Consider the following 14834-nt stretch of genomic DNA (forward strand, 5'->3'; position numbering starts at 1 on the left):
TGAGCCAACTCAGGCCGATTTGGTGATCCTCAATGTGAGCCTGTTGGCGTCATTGTACAGCTCCTGCAACCCATGGCCCTGTTTTTTTAGGAACCGGGGAACATCCATGCGGGATCCCGGGTCTGATAACACGACCTGCAACTGTTCGCCCACAGCTAACTGCTTCAGTGCCAGTTTCACCTTCACCAGGGGCAAGGGACAACGATATGAGGTTAAATCAATAAAAACCATAATGAACTTGCTATGAACAAACCTAGGCTATTATCCTAAGTTGCCAGACAAACTACAAGCCAGACTCTCACTCGCTGACATCCTGGTCGGGACATATAAAGGATCCGCTTGCATAACTTGACTCTCTCCAAATTAACCAAATCCTGGATGGCGGGCGCCGCCTCTCTGATGTTGTCGACTCTGGTTGCCCCGAGTTTTGCCGGTAACGATTTGCCCGATCTCGGCACCGCCGCCGTCAATACCTTCAGTTTAGAGAAAGAAACCCAATATGGTGATGCCTATATGCGGGTGATCCGCTCATCGGCGCCCATGCTGAACGATCCTGTGTTGAGCCAGTACCTGACAGAGCTGGGCAATAAACTGGTGGCCCATGCCACAGGCGTCAAGAGTCCCTTCTCTTTCTTCCTGCTCAGGAACGATGAGATCAACGCCTTCGCCTTCTTCGGTGGCCATGTCGGGGTGCACACAGGGCTGTTTCTCAACGCCGACAACGAGAGTGAACTCGCCTCTGTGCTGGGTCACGAGATCACCCACGTCACCCAGCGCCATATGGCCCGCAGCCTCGAAGCACAACAGAAAAGCAGCCCGGCCACCATAGCCGGCATGTTGGGCGCCATACTCCTGACCATAGCCGTGCCTCAGGTCGGCATGGCGGCATTGGCGACCACCCAGGCGCTGTCGGCCCAGACCAAGATCAATTATACCCGCCAGCATGAGCAGGAAGCCGATCGCATCGGCATGCAAATCTTGGTAGAGGCCGGTTTCGACCCGGACGCAGCGGCAGACTTTTTCGCCAAGCTCGCCAGCCGTTATCGCTTTACCAGCAAACCACCACAGATGCTGCTGACTCACCCACTGCCCGAGTCGCGCATCACGGAAGCCAGGAACAGAGCGGCGCAATATCCCCACAGACGCATTGCCGACAGCCTGGATTTTCAGCTGGCCAAGGCCAGGGTCCAGGTGCGTTTCTCCAGTTACAGCGACAACGCCGCCCTGGATATCTTCGACAAGCAGCTCAAGCAGCATAACTACAGCTTCCAGAGCGCCGCCCTCTATGGCAAGGCGCTGGCATTGATGCGACTGAAACAATTTCCTGCGGCCGAAGCCATAGTGGATAAGCTGCTGCAAGGGGACGATGACAACCTCTTCTATCTGGATACCAAGACGGATTTGCTGCTGGAACGCCAGGCGAGCGCCGAGGCCATTGCCCTGCTGGAACACCAGCGCCGGCTCAAACCCAGCTCTCAGGTGCTCAACGCCAACCTGGCCAATGTGTATATAGAAGCGGATCAGGCGCCCAAGGCCATACCTCTGCTGGAGGAGATGATCTTTCTCGACAAGCAGAATCCGCTTCCCTACCAGCTGCTCACCGCCGCCTATAACAAGATGGGCGATAAGGCGATGGAACACTTCGTCAACGCCGAATCCCTGGCCTTGAATGCCAACTACTCAGGGGCCATAGATCAGCTCAACTACGCCTACCGCTTCTCCGAGAACAAGCCGCTGCAGCTGGCGAGGATCGAAGCCAGGATCCGGCAATTCAGGCAGGCCCAGAAGCTGTTCGACGAGCTTAAAAAATAATCTCATCCCGCCTCGCCGGCTGACGGGGCGGGACTTTTTCGGTATCATGCCGCCATAACCCTTAACCCATCCAAGAGATCGAGGTTCACCCCTATATGACTCATGCGACCATCTACCACAATCCCCGTTGCTCCAAGAGCCGCCAGACCCTGGCACTGCTGGAACAACAGGGCTGCCAGTTAAGCGTCATCGAATACCTCAAGACGCCGCCGACCGCCACCGAACTGACCGAGATCCTGGCGGCATTGCAACTCAGCCCCAGGGAATTGATGCGCACCAAGGAAGACGAATACCGGGCACTGGCACTGGACAATCCGGCGCTGTCGGATGCCGAACTCATCGCCGCCATGCAGGCCAATCCCAAGCTCATAGAGCGGCCTATCGTCCTGGTGAATGGCAAGGCGGCACTGGGCCGTCCGCCGGAAAACGTGCTCACACTTCTCTGAATCTGGTAATACAATGAAATCAAGCAGTTTATTCCAGCTCGGCCGTATCGGCTATATCGCTCTGCTGTTGCTCCTGTCGGCCTGGTTCATCGGCCAGGGGGTGCGCGGCGAGTACTCAGTGCTGTTCAGTGTCTTATGGATTATTCCTCTATTATTTCCCCTCGCGGGGATCATCAAGGGTAACCCATACACTTATGCCTGGGCGAGTTTCATCCTCTGCCTCTATATGCTCCATGGCCTGACCTTGCTCTACCTCGCAGAGACGGATTTGGCCTTTGCCCTGATAGAGGTCGGCCTGATAGCCGCGCTGCTCGTCGCCTTCCCTTTCTATGCCAGAATCCGTGGCCGTGAGCTGGGGCTGGGACTGAAGAAGCTCAAGGAAAAGACCAAGGAGTAACGGGTTTTCGCCGGCATTCGCCAAGGCCGCCAGCCTATGTCCATAGCGCCCACGGGCGCTTTTTCATTTCTGCCATTTGCTTCCGCTCGGGCATTTCTCATTTCAGATCAGCATGCTATATTGGCTTATCGGCTAATTAGTCACAAAAATCCAACAATGGCGTCACCTCACCACCGGAGCCCTAGCATGCGACATACCCGACAGCTGCCACTCGCAGCCCTGCCCCTCGCATTCGTCATGACACTGCCACTGGCGGGTTGCGGAGGTTCGAGCAGCGCTGCCAGCACCCCAACGCCCACGCCGCCGGCCCAGTCGACGCAGACCCAGCTGCAACGCTGTGACAGCCGCGCCTCGCTGCAAACCGTGACCACAGGCTCCGAGCTCTCTTTCCAGCTGGAGGACCATTACCTTGCCGGCCAGGCCGGAGCCATAATGGCCAGCATTGCCGGCAGAGACAGCCAGGGGTTGAATTATCTATGGCAGCAAACGGCGGGGCCGGCGCTGAGCCTGACCGACAGCCATGGACCGCTGCTGGCGCTAGCCCCTGAGCTCGACGGCGCCTATGGTTTCCGCCTGACCGTCACCGGCGCCGGGGTGGACGTGAGCGAGGAGGTAGAGATCCAGGTCGACGCCGCCGCCGGCACGTCACTGAATGTGCGCCAGGATCAGCAGGTCGTCGAAGGCAATGATGTCAGCCTGCGCCTGGGACGAGTCGACAATGCCGTCGCCGCCGATATCGACTGGTGTGTCGCCGCCGGACCGGATCTCTCGGTCGATCTCAGCAACCAGGAAAGACCGCTGTTCAAGGCACCGCAAGTCGATCGGGACACCCTGAGTCAGTTGAGTGTCAGCGCCACAGTGGCGGGCAATGTCCTGACCGAAAATGCCTATCTGCTGATCACCCAGGCACCCGCCATCGGCTCCAACTATTTCGACACCCCGGTCGCCCGTACCCATGCCTACAGGGCAGATTCTGCCTATGCGGCCACGCTCGCCCCCTGTGTCTACTCCAATCAGCTCAGCGACCCCTGCCCCCTGGCGCAACTGCCGCTCATAGGCCAGCAGGCCGAGGCGACGGATAGGGAAGCGATACTGGACCGGTTGCTGGTATCCCACGACTGGATGGGGGAAAACTTCGAGGCCTTCCTGACCCAAATGGATCCGGACAGTGATTTTGCCAAGTTGCTGCAAGCCGTCACCGCCGTGGTGATCTCCAGCGACATACGGCCTTCTTTCTATTGGGTGGCTACCGGGGCCATCTACCTGGATCCCGAGGATCTTTGGCTGACGGCCGCTCAGCGCGACAGCATCAACGAAGCCCCTGACTATCGCGCCGGCTTCGGCAACGAGCTCGCCTTCCTGATGCCATGGCGTTATGTCAAAGATAACGCCTATGTCTCACGTTTCTACGACCGCAGCCAGAGAGCCGCCCGCACCCTGACGGCGCTCCAGCCGGATCTGGCCTCCCTGCTCTACCATGAACTGGGCCACGCCAACGATTTCTTCCCCCGCAGCATCCACGCCGGCCTGAGCGGACCGACCCTGGTGGATGACTATCGGCGCCGCGATGCCACCAAGGCACTGCTCTCGGATAGCGTCAGCAACCTGTATCCCCTCAACAGCGCCGAAATGCTGGCGCTGGCCGAGGTCAACTTCCTCGGCGCCGACGCCAACGCCACCCAGAAGGCCTATACTCCGGGCGATGTCAGCCAATTTTTCCGGAATGACAGGGCCAATGACTTCTATGCTTACAGCAGCAGCCGCGAAGATACCGCCATGTTGTTCGAAGAAGCCATGATGAGTCACAGGTACGGCATACTGAGGGATGTGGCGGTGACGGATAAGCCTGCCCAGATCACGGCATCCAGCATCAGGGTCGACTGGGGCCAGCGGGGGCGGATCGGCGCGCCCGAACTTGCCGACCGCGCCGCACTCGTCATAGATGGGATCCTGCCCGAACTCAATGGCGCCGCCATCATAGCCGCCCTGCCCGAGCCGCTTGCCATGACGCAGGGACGCTCCTGGAGCGATAACCTGGGCATCTCGCCCATGGCAAGCCAGCCCAAGTCTCAGGGAGTCGCATCCAGGCTCTCCCCGGATGCCACCCCAGAACTGAGGTTAAGCGGCGACAGGCATAAGCCGCTCAACAACTGAAGCCGGCTCCTGAGTCTCATGCCTGAGTCTCATTCATGAGCCCAGTATTCGGGCAGGTAGGCAATGAGCACCGGGCAAACTCGAGGAAAGTACGAGAAAACACAACAAAAAGCGCGGCCAATGGCCGCGCTTTTTGTGTTTAACCTGCCAACCTCAGCACTAGAGGGATAGAGGGCTAGAGGCGCAACATTTCCTTGGCGAAGGGTATGGTCAGCTTACGCTGATGCACCATGGAGGCCTTATCCAGCTTATCCAGCACATCGAACAAGGTACGCAGATCCCTGGCCATGCGATTGAGCAGGAAGCGCCCGACATCCTCGGGCAACTGCAAGCCACGCATCGCCGCCCTGCGCTGCAAGGCGGCCAATTTCTCTTCGTCCGCCATGGGCTGCAGCTGGTAATTGAGCCCCCATTGCATGCGTGAGATCAGATCCGGCAAGCCGAAGCCCGCATCCAGGGGGGAAGAATTGGCACTGACCACCAAGGCGCAACGCTTATGCTCGGCAACGCGATTGTAGAGGTCGAACAGGGCTTCTTCCCACACAGGATGACCGGCTATCGCATGAATATCGTCGATACACACGAGATCCAGGTTTTCCAGGCCTTCCAACAAGGCGGTCGAGATGCTCGCATGTATCCCCAGAGGAATATAAAAGCTGCGCCGCTCGCGCTCATTGGCTTGGGCACAAGCGGCGTGCAGCAGATGGGTACGCCCGGATTTTTCCGGCCCCCAGAGATAAATGGCCGCATCGCTTTGCCCTTGGGCACTGGCCTGCAGTTTCTGGATCAACTCGTCATTACCCATGGCCGGGTAGTAACTGTTGAAGGTCTCATCATCGGGCAAGTGCACCGGCAGGGAAAGTTGCAGAGGTGAGTTTTGTGTCACTCAGGTACGTCTCGATATCAAAATAAAAAATTGCGGCGGCCAGTGTAACACAGGCCCCCTGGAATGTTAAAAACTCACTGGAGGCGCCAGCGGTACAGGAGCAGGGGCGCACCCGACGAAACCTGGGCGGCGTCGGCAGAGAACTGCGCCGGCGGGTTATGCTGGGCCGCATCCTGGGTCACAGAGATCTTCGGCTCCAGGCTCAGCAGCCGCTGCAAATCGGCTTCGGAGCCGAACAGCTCCAGCTTGAAGGTCACAGTGTCGCCCTGGACTCGGCTCAGCTTGGTGGTATTCACCACGCTCAATTGCTGCAGGTACTTTTCAATTTCAACCAGTTGCTTCATCTGGTTGATGCCGGTGAAGGTCACGCTGCTCTGCTGCTTCTCCCCCGAATCTGCTATGGCATATTGGGCCACGAAATAACGGCTCAGCGCCGACATCATCTCGTTGATCGCCGCCGCCGAATCCGCGGTTTCCCCCTGGTGGTAGAAGGCGGGCTGAGTGCCTACGCCGGCACTGCCTTTGGGAAACAGGCTGAGTTGATACTTGATGCTGCCCGCGACAGGTTCCAATGCCGCGATGGCGAAGAAATCTGCCTGGTAACGCGCCGAAGCCGAGGCGACGACCTCGGTAAACATGCCGCGCACATCCGCCACGCCGACCCGCATCACATCGTCCAGATCCATCAACGGGAATAACAGGGGCACGCCCCGTTCGGCGGAAAACTGTGAGAACTGCTGCCGCTCGGCGAGCGCAGAAGCATCCCCCAGCACCAAACGCTCTTCCTGGTTTTCCATCGCCAGCCAGACCAAGGTCAAGGGTCGCTGGCTGCCCCACACGGGCAGATTCGCCTGACGCAGCAGGGCTATGATGCGGCTCCGATCGTAACTGGCCTGCAGCCAGAGCTTGGCGTCACGCTCGACATAACCGTATTGGCTCAATAGGGCTTCCGGACTCTTGAGCTGCGCCCGGATCAACTCGTTATCGAGTACGGCTTCATCGCCGGCGTTTTTCAGTATCACCTGTTGCAGTGCCGTTTTAAGCCCCTGATGCCGTTCGCCCGCATCTCGGGAAGCGACGGCCACCTCGGCATCGGCCAATTGTGACACTTCGATCGCCATGACATTGCCAATCGACAGCAAGGAATACACACACAGAAATAAGGTGGCTTTTGATAAGATTTTCAGCATCTTTGGGAAAGGAAAAATGAACACATTGACGCCAAGTGTATCATAGTTGGCGGGGTTAGCGAGCCTGAGAGGTGTTTCTGTCAGCCTGGGTTAAGGCCGCCCCCGCAGGCAGTCAAGCCGGGAGATCCCGGATAACATCCGCCAACCAGTGAGATCATTCGTTCTTGGCGGCACAAGCTGCTAACATAGGCCGGTTTATATTGGCATGAGCATAACATAATGAAAAAATTGGCTTTACCCCTACAAGGCGCACAGATGTTGTTCGTCGCCTTCGGCGCCTTGGTCCTGATGCCCCTGTTGACCGGGCTGGATACCAGCGTGGCCCTGTTTACCGCCGGCATAGGCACCCTGCTGTTTCAGCTGGTGACCAAACGTCAGGTCCCCATCTTCCTCGCCTCCTCCTTCGCCTTCATCGCCCCTATCCTCTATGGCGTCCAGACCTGGGGCATACCCGCGACCATGGGTGGCCTGATGGCCGCGGGCGCAGTGTACCTGGGGCTGGCGACGCTGGTTAAATTGCGCGGTAGTCACTTCATCCACAACTTGTTGCCGCCCGTGGTCGTGGGCCCGGTGATCATCATCATAGGCCTGGGACTGGCACCGGTTGCGGTCAACATGGCCCTGGGCAAGAGCGGCGATGGCACCTTGGTGCTGGTACAAGCCAATACCGCGCTGGTGATTTCGCTGGCATCTTTGATGACCACCATAGCCGTGGCTATCTTCGCCAAGGGCCTGTTGAGGCTGATGCCTATCCTGAGTGGGATCTTGGTCGGCTACGGCCTGAGTCTGGGCTATGGCATAGTGGACTTCGCCCCTGTGCTTGACGCCAATTGGCTTGCCATGCCGCACTTCGTCGCCCCGGAGTTTAACTGGCATGCCATCGCCTTCATGATCCCCGTGGCCATCGCCCCCGCCGTCGAACATATAGGCGACATACTGGCGATCTCCAATGTCACCGGCAAAGATTTCATGAAGAAGCCCGGCTTGCATCGCACCCTGGCCGGTGACGGCATAGCCACCATAGCCGCCTCGGCCTTCGGGGGGCCGCCAAATACCACCTACTCCGAAGTCACCGGCGCCGTCACCCTGACCCGCAACTTCGATCCCCGTATCATGACCTGGACCGCCATCACGGCCATCACCCTGGCCTTCGTCGGCAAGTTGGGTGCCCTGATGCAAACCATCCCTGTGCCTGTGATGGGCGGCATCATGTGTCTGTTGTTCGGCTCCATCGCCGCCGTCGGCCTCAATACCCTGATCCGCAATCAGGTCGACCTGAACGAGCCGCGCAACCTCAGCATAGTGGGCGTCACCCTGGTGTTCGGCATAGGCGGCATGGCATTCGGCATAGGTTCATTCAGCCTGACCGGCATCAGCCTCTGCGGCATAGTCGCCATTCTGATGAACCTCCTGTTGCCTAAGCCCAAGAAGCTGGCGGCAGCGGCCCAGGCTTAGGCCACCAGCCGCAGGCGCTGGCGCAGGCGCTGGCGCAGGCGCTGGCGCAGGCGCTGGCATAGGTTCGCAGACATAAAAAAGCCCCGGCTCAATGAGCCGGGGCTTTTTCTATCCCGCATGCGTATGCCGGATGCGAGGCTTTACTCGGCCGTCTTATACTTGGCGGCCGTCTCTTTGATCAGAGGTTGCAACTCGCCCTTCTGGAACATTTCCATCACTATGTCACAGCCGCCGATCAGCTCACCTTCGATCCACAACTGTGGGAAGGTTGGCCAGTTGGCGAATTTAGGCAGTTCGGCGCGTATGTCCGGATGCTGCAGAATATCGACGAAGGCAAACTGTTCGCCGCAATTGATCATCACCTGGGCTACCTGAGATGAAAAACCACAGCTCGGCAGTTTTGGTGAACCTTTCATGTACACCAGGATAGGGTTTTCGGCAATTTGCTGTTTAATCTTCTCTACTGTTTCCATCTGCTTTTCCTAATACGACGACATTGACTTTATGGACTATATTGTACGACAGCTGACCTGAGAACAAAATCCCACAGTTTGTAAGGTTATGCCTGCATTTGATTTTTAACCGCCGACTATCTGGACAATTAGCCAAACAATGATTCACTTAAGGGATTTTATCGGTACAATAGCTGGCAGTGAGCAAGTCAAAAAACGATAACCTAAGTCCATGGAGAGATACTAATGGCTTTCGAATTACCCGCATTACCTTATGCAAAGAACGCACTTGAACCCCACATTTCTCAAGAAACCATCGAATACCACTATGGTAAGCATCACAACACTTACGTTGTTAAATTAAATGGTTTGATTGAAGGCACTGATTTCGCAGGCAAGAGCCTGGAAGAGATCATCAAGACTTCAAGCGGTGGCGTGTTCAACAACGCGGCCCAGGTTTGGAACCACACCTTCTACTGGAACTGCCTGTCACCAAACGGTGGCGGTGCACCAACAGGCGCCGTTGCTGCCGCTATCGATGCCGCCTTCGGTTCATTCGACGCGTTCAAGGCCCAGTTCACAGATTCTGCCGTGAACAACTTCGGCAGCGCCTGGACTTGGTTGGTGAAAAAGGCCGATGGCACAGTTGCCATAGTCAACACCAGCAATGCCGGCACCCCGCTGACCGATGAGTCTGTTACGCCTATCATGACAGTGGACGTGTGGGAACACGCTTACTACATAGATTACCGTAACCTGCGTCCAGAGTACCTGGCGCACTACTGGCAGCTGGTCAACTGGGACTTCGTTAACCAGAACTTCGCCGCTTAATCAGCGCGCCGCGCATGGTCTCTGGCTGAGCCAATAGAGACCGAGTGCCGAGCGCTTGCAACTGAAAACGGATACCTGAGGTATCCGTTTTTTATGGGCTTTTTGCCAACACCCCTGCTATGCCAACACAGCAGCGCGCCGAGTCGGGCCCGAGCCTCATGCACCGCTCAGGTTGTCGCCTCTGCCCCGGCAGCGACTTCGGCCTCTTGTTGCTGCACTTGCTGCTGTGCTTGCTGCTGTGCTTGCTGCTGCAGCAAGGCCTGTTCCCTGGCCTCCTGCAGGGCTTCCACTGTGATCAGGCTGATTAGCTCTATGTCGTCAGGCAGGGGCAAGGCTTCATTGGCGGTCACCACCACCAGCTTGTTATCCTTCAGATAGATCAGTGGCAATGCCCCCTCGCCATAGCGCTGCTTGAAGTCATTGAAGCCGAAGCTTTCCGTCAGGTGGGTGCTCTTTATGACTGCGCCCTTGGCCATCAGGCTGGCCAGCTTGGCGTAGGATACCGCCTCGCCGAACAGGCACAGGCGCTTGAGGTAAGCTTCGGACAGCTGATGTCTGGCGCTGCCGGGGTCGATATTGTTCAACCCAAACACCTTGGTGGACCCAAGCATGTCCTGATAATGGAAGTTCACCAGCGGATTGAGTTGACGATAGGGCGACATGATCAGCACCCTGCCTATCCCGGTCAAGTCCAGATAGGTTTCGGCATGCTCCGAAGCCGGGTTGCCGAAATACACTGGGATATTGTCCATCCGCGCCAGGCGAATATTGTCCCAGTTGCTGTCGGACAAGATGACCTTGATCCCATTGGCCTGGAGGACTTTCGCCAGCTCACGGCAAAACTTGGAGGCGCCGAAGATCAGCAGCCCCTGGGCCGAGCCCGCCTCGACCCCTAGAAAGCCGGCCCAGCGCCCCGCCGTCAGGCTCTGGATCACCACAGTGCCTATGATGACCAGAAACACCAGGGGCACGATCAGCTCGGAGCCGGCAATGGCCAAAGCTTCCAGCTTGATGGCAAACAGGGAAGACACCGCCGCAGCCACTATGCCGCGCGGCGCCACCCAGGACAGAAACCACTTATCGGCCGCAGACAGAGAGGTGCCTATGCCGGAGCACCAGACACTGAGTGGCCTGGCGAGCAGCATGATCACCGCCAGCACCCCGAGGCCGCCCCAGCCCAGGCTCATGAGGGCACCCGAGTCCAGCCTGGCCGCCAACAGGATGAACAGCGCCGAGATCAACAGCACAGTCAGCGTCTCCTTGAACTCGAGAATGTCGGCTATGTCGACGCCGCGCATGTTCGCCAGCCACACCCCCATCAGAGTCACGCTCAGGAGGCCCGACTCCTCCTGCAGCAGGTTGGAGCCGACGAATACCCCCAGCATCAGGGTCAACACGGCGGTATTGCGCAGATAATGCGGCAACAGATTATGCCGCAATACCTGGCCCAGCAGATAACCTGCCAGCGCGCCCAGGCCTATCCCGAGCGACAGCATGGACCCCAGGGCAGAGAGGACATGGGATGCGGGCGCGGCGGCGACGCTGATGAATTCGAACACCAGGACCGCCAGCAAGGCGCCTATGGGATCTATCACTATGCCTTCCCAGCGCAAGATACTCGCCAGCTGGGACTTGGGCCTGACACTGCGCAGCATGGGCACTATCACAGTCGGCCCAGTCACCACCACCAGGGCACCGAACAAGAGCGCCAATGACCAGTCGAATGCCAGCAGATAATGGCTGGCCACAGTGGCACAGCCCCAGGTGAGCAGAGTGCCTATGGTGATGAGATGGGTGACCATGCGGCCATGATCTTTGATTTCCTTGAAATTAAGCGTCAGGGCGCCCTCGAAGAGGATCACCGCAACCCCGAGTGAAATGATGGGAAATAAGAGATCGCCGAAGAGGGTATCGGGATCCAGCACCCCGAAGCCGGGGCCGAGCAGCAAACCACAGAGCAGCAGCGGCAAAATGGCAGGCAAGCGCAGGCGCCATCCCAGCCACTGACAGAATAAGGACAAGACACCTATGAGTGCCAACATCCCGGTGATCCTTTCCAGCATAAGCTCTCCTTAGGTGAGTGCAATCCTGTCTTTGCCTATATGCCCAAGGGCAGCGACGGCGCCGACACCCTGTATCATAGCGGTTTTCCCCGCCGGGCCACCAACTTATTCTCGGCGTCGCTCTTTGCGCCGTGCTCTGCATCATTCTTTACATAGTGCTCCGCATAACAGGCAAGCTCTGGCATGGGGCTAAGCAGCATTGGGCTGAGGGTAAGATGGGCCGGGGAGAATCCACAACGAAAAAAGCCCCATCTTTCGATGAGGCTTTTCTCTTGAGTTGGCGGAGCGGACGGGACTCGAACCCGCGACCCCCGGCGTGACAGGCCGGTATTCTAACCAACTGAACTACCGCTCCATTAACTGGCTTGGCTTTTCAGCACTGCTGGGTCAGCTGGCTGACCTAGCAAAAATTCTGGCATAACAATCAAACTCGATTGGCGGAGCGGACGGGACTCGAACCCGCGACCCCCGGCGTGACAGGCCGGTATTCTAACCAACTGAACTACCGCTCCACTCGAGATGCGAAGCATAATACGGTTGCCCTCGGGCAGCGTCAACCGTTTTTTCACCGCCCCCTGCCGATGAGTCAAAAAATGACCAACGACTTAAAATGGCTGACAATTTCCCCCTGCAGCCGGGCTAATCGTCGAGATCATCCTCGTCCGGCAGGGTCAGATCTATCTCCTGCGACGCCAACGGCGCTTTCGATACCGCCGCCGATGCCTGCGCTTTCTGCTCGGCGGCCGCCAAGGCTTGGGCCAGATTCTGGCGTTTGCGCCAGATGACCAACCCCAGCACTCCGAGCAATAACAGGCTGATGTTGATGGTGATTATCCAGAAAATGGCATCATCCTTGGCCTTGGCCTCGGCTGCCTGCGCCTTCTTGGCCGCGATCCTGGCGAGCTCGGCGGCGCTCGGTGGCGGATCCGGCGGGGCGATCAGGTTAAAGAAATGCTCGGGTAAGTCTATGACCACTTCACGGCCGGCGGGCGTGGTGCTGGCGAGAAAACCTGTGACTCTGTAACTGCCAAACTCGGTCGCCTGGGGCAACAACAGGTCGCTGCTCGCCTCACTGAAGCCCTGCTGCACTATGGGCAGTCTCAGTCCCGCCGGGCCGAAGAGTTCGAACCTGACATGGGTCTGCGCCAACACCAGCTGGGTATCATCTATCTCCAGGTGCAATTTGCGCCTGTCCTTGTCGGTGCCATCGAGCTGCATCAAGGTCACAGTGACCGGGCTGGGCGACAGGCTGAACGGCAGGTTCACCTGGCGATCGAACACACTGTTATGGGCCTTCACCTCGAAGACATAATCGCCCCATGGCTGATTGAGATTGAGTTTGGCGGTAAACACCCCGTCGTCGGGCCTTTCATCCAGCCCTTCACCATCGTCACTGTAGGAACCTACTATCAGGGTGCCCGAGGCAAAATTCTCATCACCCGCCTGGTGGGTGCTGATGAATCTGGCCGACCATTCGAACAGATAGTCCAATCCCGGCATCCGCAGCCGCTGGGCATCGCCCATCAATTTGGCCACCAGCTTGACTCTTTCCCCCTGAAACAGCGGCTGCGGCAGCGGCTCGACCTGGATCTCCAGCTTGGAAATCTTGTCTATGGTCGACCCCTGGGTGACTCTGCCGAGCAATTGCCATGGGCCAGGCATGGGATTGGCTATGGTGATCATGTCTCCCGAGAGGCCATCGACCCATTTGACCGTGTCCGGGTGCCTGCTGGGGTACCATTTGCTGCCATCGGGCAATATCAGGATCACGGGCGCCGAGCCATAATCGCGTTTGATCAACAGGGTGACGCTGTCCACCATGTGATCTATGCGAAAACGGTTCTTGAGTTCGGCCGCTTGGGTCGCCTGGGTCACGGCCAGGGCCGTACTGGGCAGGCAGCAACACAGGAGCAAGGCAAAAAGCCGCATAGGCAGGGTCATCACGCTCGGTCTATCCTCTCCAAAGGCATTTCCCCGACTTGGCCACCAAGTCGAGTCTCTGTTCATGCATAAGGAGTTCATCGGCCGAGGCAGAGATCACTTTAAGCTTAGATTTCAGTGGGTCCAATCTTTGGATGCCTCCCCCCTCCTGACCCGCCTGCTCATTGGACAGGTTGAACTTGGTCTGGCCGCCGGTCATGATCAGATAGACGTCGGCGAGGATCTCGGCATCGAGCAAGGCGCCGTGGAGTTCGCGGCGGGAGTTGTCTATGCCATACCTTTTACACAGGGCATCGAGGTTATTCTTCTGCCCTGGGTGCAAGAACTTGGCGATCTCCAGGGTATCCAGCACCTGGCAGATCTCCGCCGTCTTGGGCCCCTGGGGCTGCAACAGGGAAAATTCGTGATCCATGAAGCTGACGTCGAAGTTGGCGTTATGGGCGACAATTTCGGCGCCGTCGATGAAGTCGATGAAGCTCCTGGCAATGTCACGAAACTTGGGCTTGCCCGCCACCGCCTCGTTGGTGATCCCGTGGACCGCGATGGCTTCCTCGTCGATCAGCTGCTCAGGGTTGATATACTCATGAAAATGTCGCCCGGTCAGCTTGCGGTTAATCACCTCGACACAGCCTATTTCGATGATCCTATGCCCCAGGTAAATCGCGCCGCTTCCCTGATTCATACCCGTGGTTTCTGTATCCAGTATGACCTGACGGCTCGCGTTGGAAATGATATTCATAATATTTTGCAGCTTCTTTAAGGTATTTTTGGTTATACTCGGCCGAAATTCATGGCTATGGTAACAACTTGAACACTGAACTCAAACTAATCCATATCTTCACCGATGGATCTTGTTTAGGCAATCCGGGCCCGGGCGGATATGGCATCGTGATGAAATATAAACATCATACCAAGGAGCTTTCCGACGGCTTCTCGCTCACCACCAATAACCGCATGGAACTTCTGGGTCCCATCATCGCCCTGGAGAGCCTGAAAGAGCCATGCAACATAGTGCTCACCAGTGACAGCCAGTATATGCGCCAGGGCATCACCCAGTGGATCCATGGCTGGAAGAAGAAGAACTGGATGACGGCCAGCCGCACCCCGGTGAAAAATGTCGACCTGTGGAAGCGCCTGGATGCCGCCTCACAACAGCATAAGGTCGACTGGCAGTGGGTCAAGGGCCACGCCGGCCATCCAGAGAATG

General features: G+C 57.7%; 14 protein-coding genes and 2 tRNA genes. 7 read left to right on the top strand and 9 right to left on the bottom strand.

Annotated features, from left to right (window positions below):
- Positions 1-9: 9 nt before the first annotated feature.
- The gene (locus HC757_RS18025; RefSeq protein WP_169565840.1) at positions 10-231 is read right to left on the bottom strand and encodes a sulfurtransferase TusA family protein; all 222 of its coding nucleotides are present in this window, start codon (positions 229-231) and stop codon (positions 10-12) included.
- A 147-nt stretch (positions 232-378) separates the two neighbouring features.
- Between HC757_RS18025 and bepA the strand changes: the two genes are divergently transcribed.
- The 4 genes from bepA to HC757_RS18045 all read left to right on the top strand — a co-directional run bounded on the left by bepA (position 379) and on the right by HC757_RS18045 (position 4809).
- Positions 379-1812 carry a beta-barrel assembly-enhancing protease gene (bepA, locus tag HC757_RS18030; RefSeq protein WP_169565854.1) on the top strand — a complete coding sequence of 478 codons (1434 nt, stop codon included), beginning with the start codon at positions 379-381 and terminating at the stop codon, positions 1810-1812.
- 95 nt (positions 1813-1907) lie between these two features.
- Positions 1908-2258, top strand: a complete 351-nt coding sequence (gene arsC, locus HC757_RS18035) for an arsenate reductase (glutaredoxin) (protein WP_169565841.1) — start codon at positions 1908-1910, stop codon at positions 2256-2258.
- A gap of 13 nt (positions 2259-2271) precedes the next feature.
- On the top strand, positions 2272-2655 hold the full coding sequence (locus HC757_RS18040) for a DUF2069 domain-containing protein (RefSeq protein ID WP_169565842.1): 384 nt from the start codon (positions 2272-2274) through the stop codon (positions 2653-2655).
- 186 nt (positions 2656-2841) lie between these two features.
- Positions 2842-4809: a hypothetical protein gene (locus HC757_RS18045; protein ID WP_169565843.1), complete on the top strand. Its 1968-nt coding sequence runs from the start codon at positions 2842-2844 to the stop codon at positions 4807-4809.
- Positions 4810-4984: 175 nt separating this feature from the next.
- Here the strand turns inward: HC757_RS18045 and hda are convergent, their stop codons facing one another.
- Both hda and HC757_RS18055 read right to left on the bottom strand, forming a co-directional pair.
- Positions 4985-5695, bottom strand: a complete 711-nt coding sequence (hda, locus tag HC757_RS18050; RefSeq protein ID WP_169565844.1) for a DnaA inactivator Hda — start codon at positions 5693-5695, stop codon at positions 4985-4987.
- A gap of 74 nt (positions 5696-5769) precedes the next feature.
- Complete coding sequence (locus HC757_RS18055; RefSeq protein WP_244623593.1) at positions 5770-6816, bottom strand: DUF2066 domain-containing protein; 1047 nt, start codon at positions 6814-6816, stop codon at positions 5770-5772.
- A gap of 288 nt (positions 6817-7104) precedes the next feature.
- Here HC757_RS18055 and HC757_RS18060 point away from each other — a divergent pair, with 288 nt between their 5' ends.
- Positions 7105-8340 carry a uracil-xanthine permease family protein gene (locus HC757_RS18060; RefSeq protein ID WP_169565845.1) on the top strand — a complete coding sequence of 412 codons (1236 nt, stop codon included), beginning with the start codon at positions 7105-7107 and terminating at the stop codon, positions 8338-8340.
- A gap of 140 nt (positions 8341-8480) precedes the next feature.
- Here HC757_RS18060 and HC757_RS18065 read toward each other — a convergent pair whose 3' ends face one another.
- Complete coding sequence (locus HC757_RS18065; RefSeq protein ID WP_169565846.1) at positions 8481-8813, bottom strand: Grx4 family monothiol glutaredoxin; 333 nt, start codon at positions 8811-8813, stop codon at positions 8481-8483.
- A 225-nt stretch (positions 8814-9038) separates the two neighbouring features.
- Here HC757_RS18065 and sodB point away from each other — a divergent pair, with 225 nt between their 5' ends.
- Positions 9039-9623, top strand: a complete 585-nt coding sequence (sodB, locus tag HC757_RS18070; RefSeq protein WP_169565847.1) for a superoxide dismutase [Fe] — start codon at positions 9039-9041, stop codon at positions 9621-9623.
- A gap of 167 nt (positions 9624-9790) precedes the next feature.
- Here the strand turns inward: sodB and HC757_RS18075 are convergent, their stop codons facing one another.
- The 5 genes from HC757_RS18075 to dnaQ form a co-directional block, all read right to left on the bottom strand.
- Entirely contained in the window at positions 9791-11686 is a 1896-nt protein-coding gene (locus tag HC757_RS18075) for a cation:proton antiporter (RefSeq protein ID WP_169565848.1), read from the bottom strand.
- Between the two features lie 278 nt (positions 11687-11964).
- Positions 11965-12041 (bottom strand) — tRNA-Asp (locus HC757_RS18080).
- Between the two features lie 80 nt (positions 12042-12121).
- Positions 12122-12198 (bottom strand) — tRNA-Asp (locus HC757_RS18085).
- Positions 12199-12325: 127 nt separating this feature from the next.
- Positions 12326-13627, bottom strand: coding sequence for a TIGR03503 family protein (locus HC757_RS18090; protein ID WP_244623596.1), 1302 nt, complete (start codon positions 13625-13627; stop codon positions 12326-12328).
- 10 nt (positions 13628-13637) lie between these two features.
- Entirely contained in the window at positions 13638-14366 is a 729-nt protein-coding gene (dnaQ, locus tag HC757_RS18095; RefSeq protein WP_169565850.1) for a DNA polymerase III subunit epsilon, read from the bottom strand.
- Positions 14367-14434: 68 nt separating this feature from the next.
- Here dnaQ and rnhA point away from each other — a divergent pair.
- The coding region (gene rnhA, locus HC757_RS18100) for a ribonuclease HI (protein WP_169565851.1) at positions 14435-14834 on the top strand (400 nt) is incomplete at its 3' end.

Origin of the sequence: Shewanella salipaludis (assembly GCF_012911865.1) — a bacterium.
In the GTDB taxonomy this organism is placed as follows: Bacteria; Pseudomonadota; Gammaproteobacteria; order Enterobacterales; family Shewanellaceae; genus Shewanella; species Shewanella salipaludis.

What these genes read in the sequence shown, in the direction of transcription:
- HC757_RS18025 (WP_169565840.1), bottom strand. Translation starts at nt 231, where the DNA reads ATGGTTTTTATTGATTTAACCTCATATCGTTGTCCCTTGCCCCTGGTG.
- bepA (WP_169565854.1), top strand. Translation starts at nt 379, where the DNA reads ATGGCGGGCGCCGCCTCTCTGATGTTGTCGACTCTGGTTGCCCCGAGT.
- arsC (WP_169565841.1), top strand. Translation starts at nt 1,908, where the DNA reads ATGACTCATGCGACCATCTACCACAATCCCCGTTGCTCCAAGAGCCGC.
- HC757_RS18040 (WP_169565842.1), top strand. Translation starts at nt 2,272, where the DNA reads ATGAAATCAAGCAGTTTATTCCAGCTCGGCCGTATCGGCTATATCGCT.
- HC757_RS18045 (WP_169565843.1), top strand. Translation starts at nt 2,842, where the DNA reads ATGCGACATACCCGACAGCTGCCACTCGCAGCCCTGCCCCTCGCATTC.
- HC757_RS18055 (WP_244623593.1), bottom strand. Translation starts at nt 6,816, where the DNA reads ATGGCGATCGAAGTGTCACAATTGGCCGATGCCGAGGTGGCCGTCGCT.
- HC757_RS18060 (WP_169565845.1), top strand. Translation starts at nt 7,105, where the DNA reads ATGAAAAAATTGGCTTTACCCCTACAAGGCGCACAGATGTTGTTCGTC.
- HC757_RS18065 (WP_169565846.1), bottom strand. Translation starts at nt 8,813, where the DNA reads ATGGAAACAGTAGAGAAGATTAAACAGCAAATTGCCGAAAACCCTATC.
- sodB (WP_169565847.1), top strand. Translation starts at nt 9,039, where the DNA reads ATGGCTTTCGAATTACCCGCATTACCTTATGCAAAGAACGCACTTGAA.
- HC757_RS18075 (WP_169565848.1), bottom strand. Translation starts at nt 11,686, where the DNA reads ATGCTGGAAAGGATCACCGGGATGTTGGCACTCATAGGTGTCTTGTCC.
- HC757_RS18090 (WP_244623596.1), bottom strand. Translation starts at nt 13,627, where the DNA reads ATGACCCTGCCTATGCGGCTTTTTGCCTTGCTCCTGTGTTGCTGCCTG.
- dnaQ (WP_169565850.1), bottom strand. Translation starts at nt 14,366, where the DNA reads ATGAATATCATTTCCAACGCGAGCCGTCAGGTCATACTGGATACAGAA.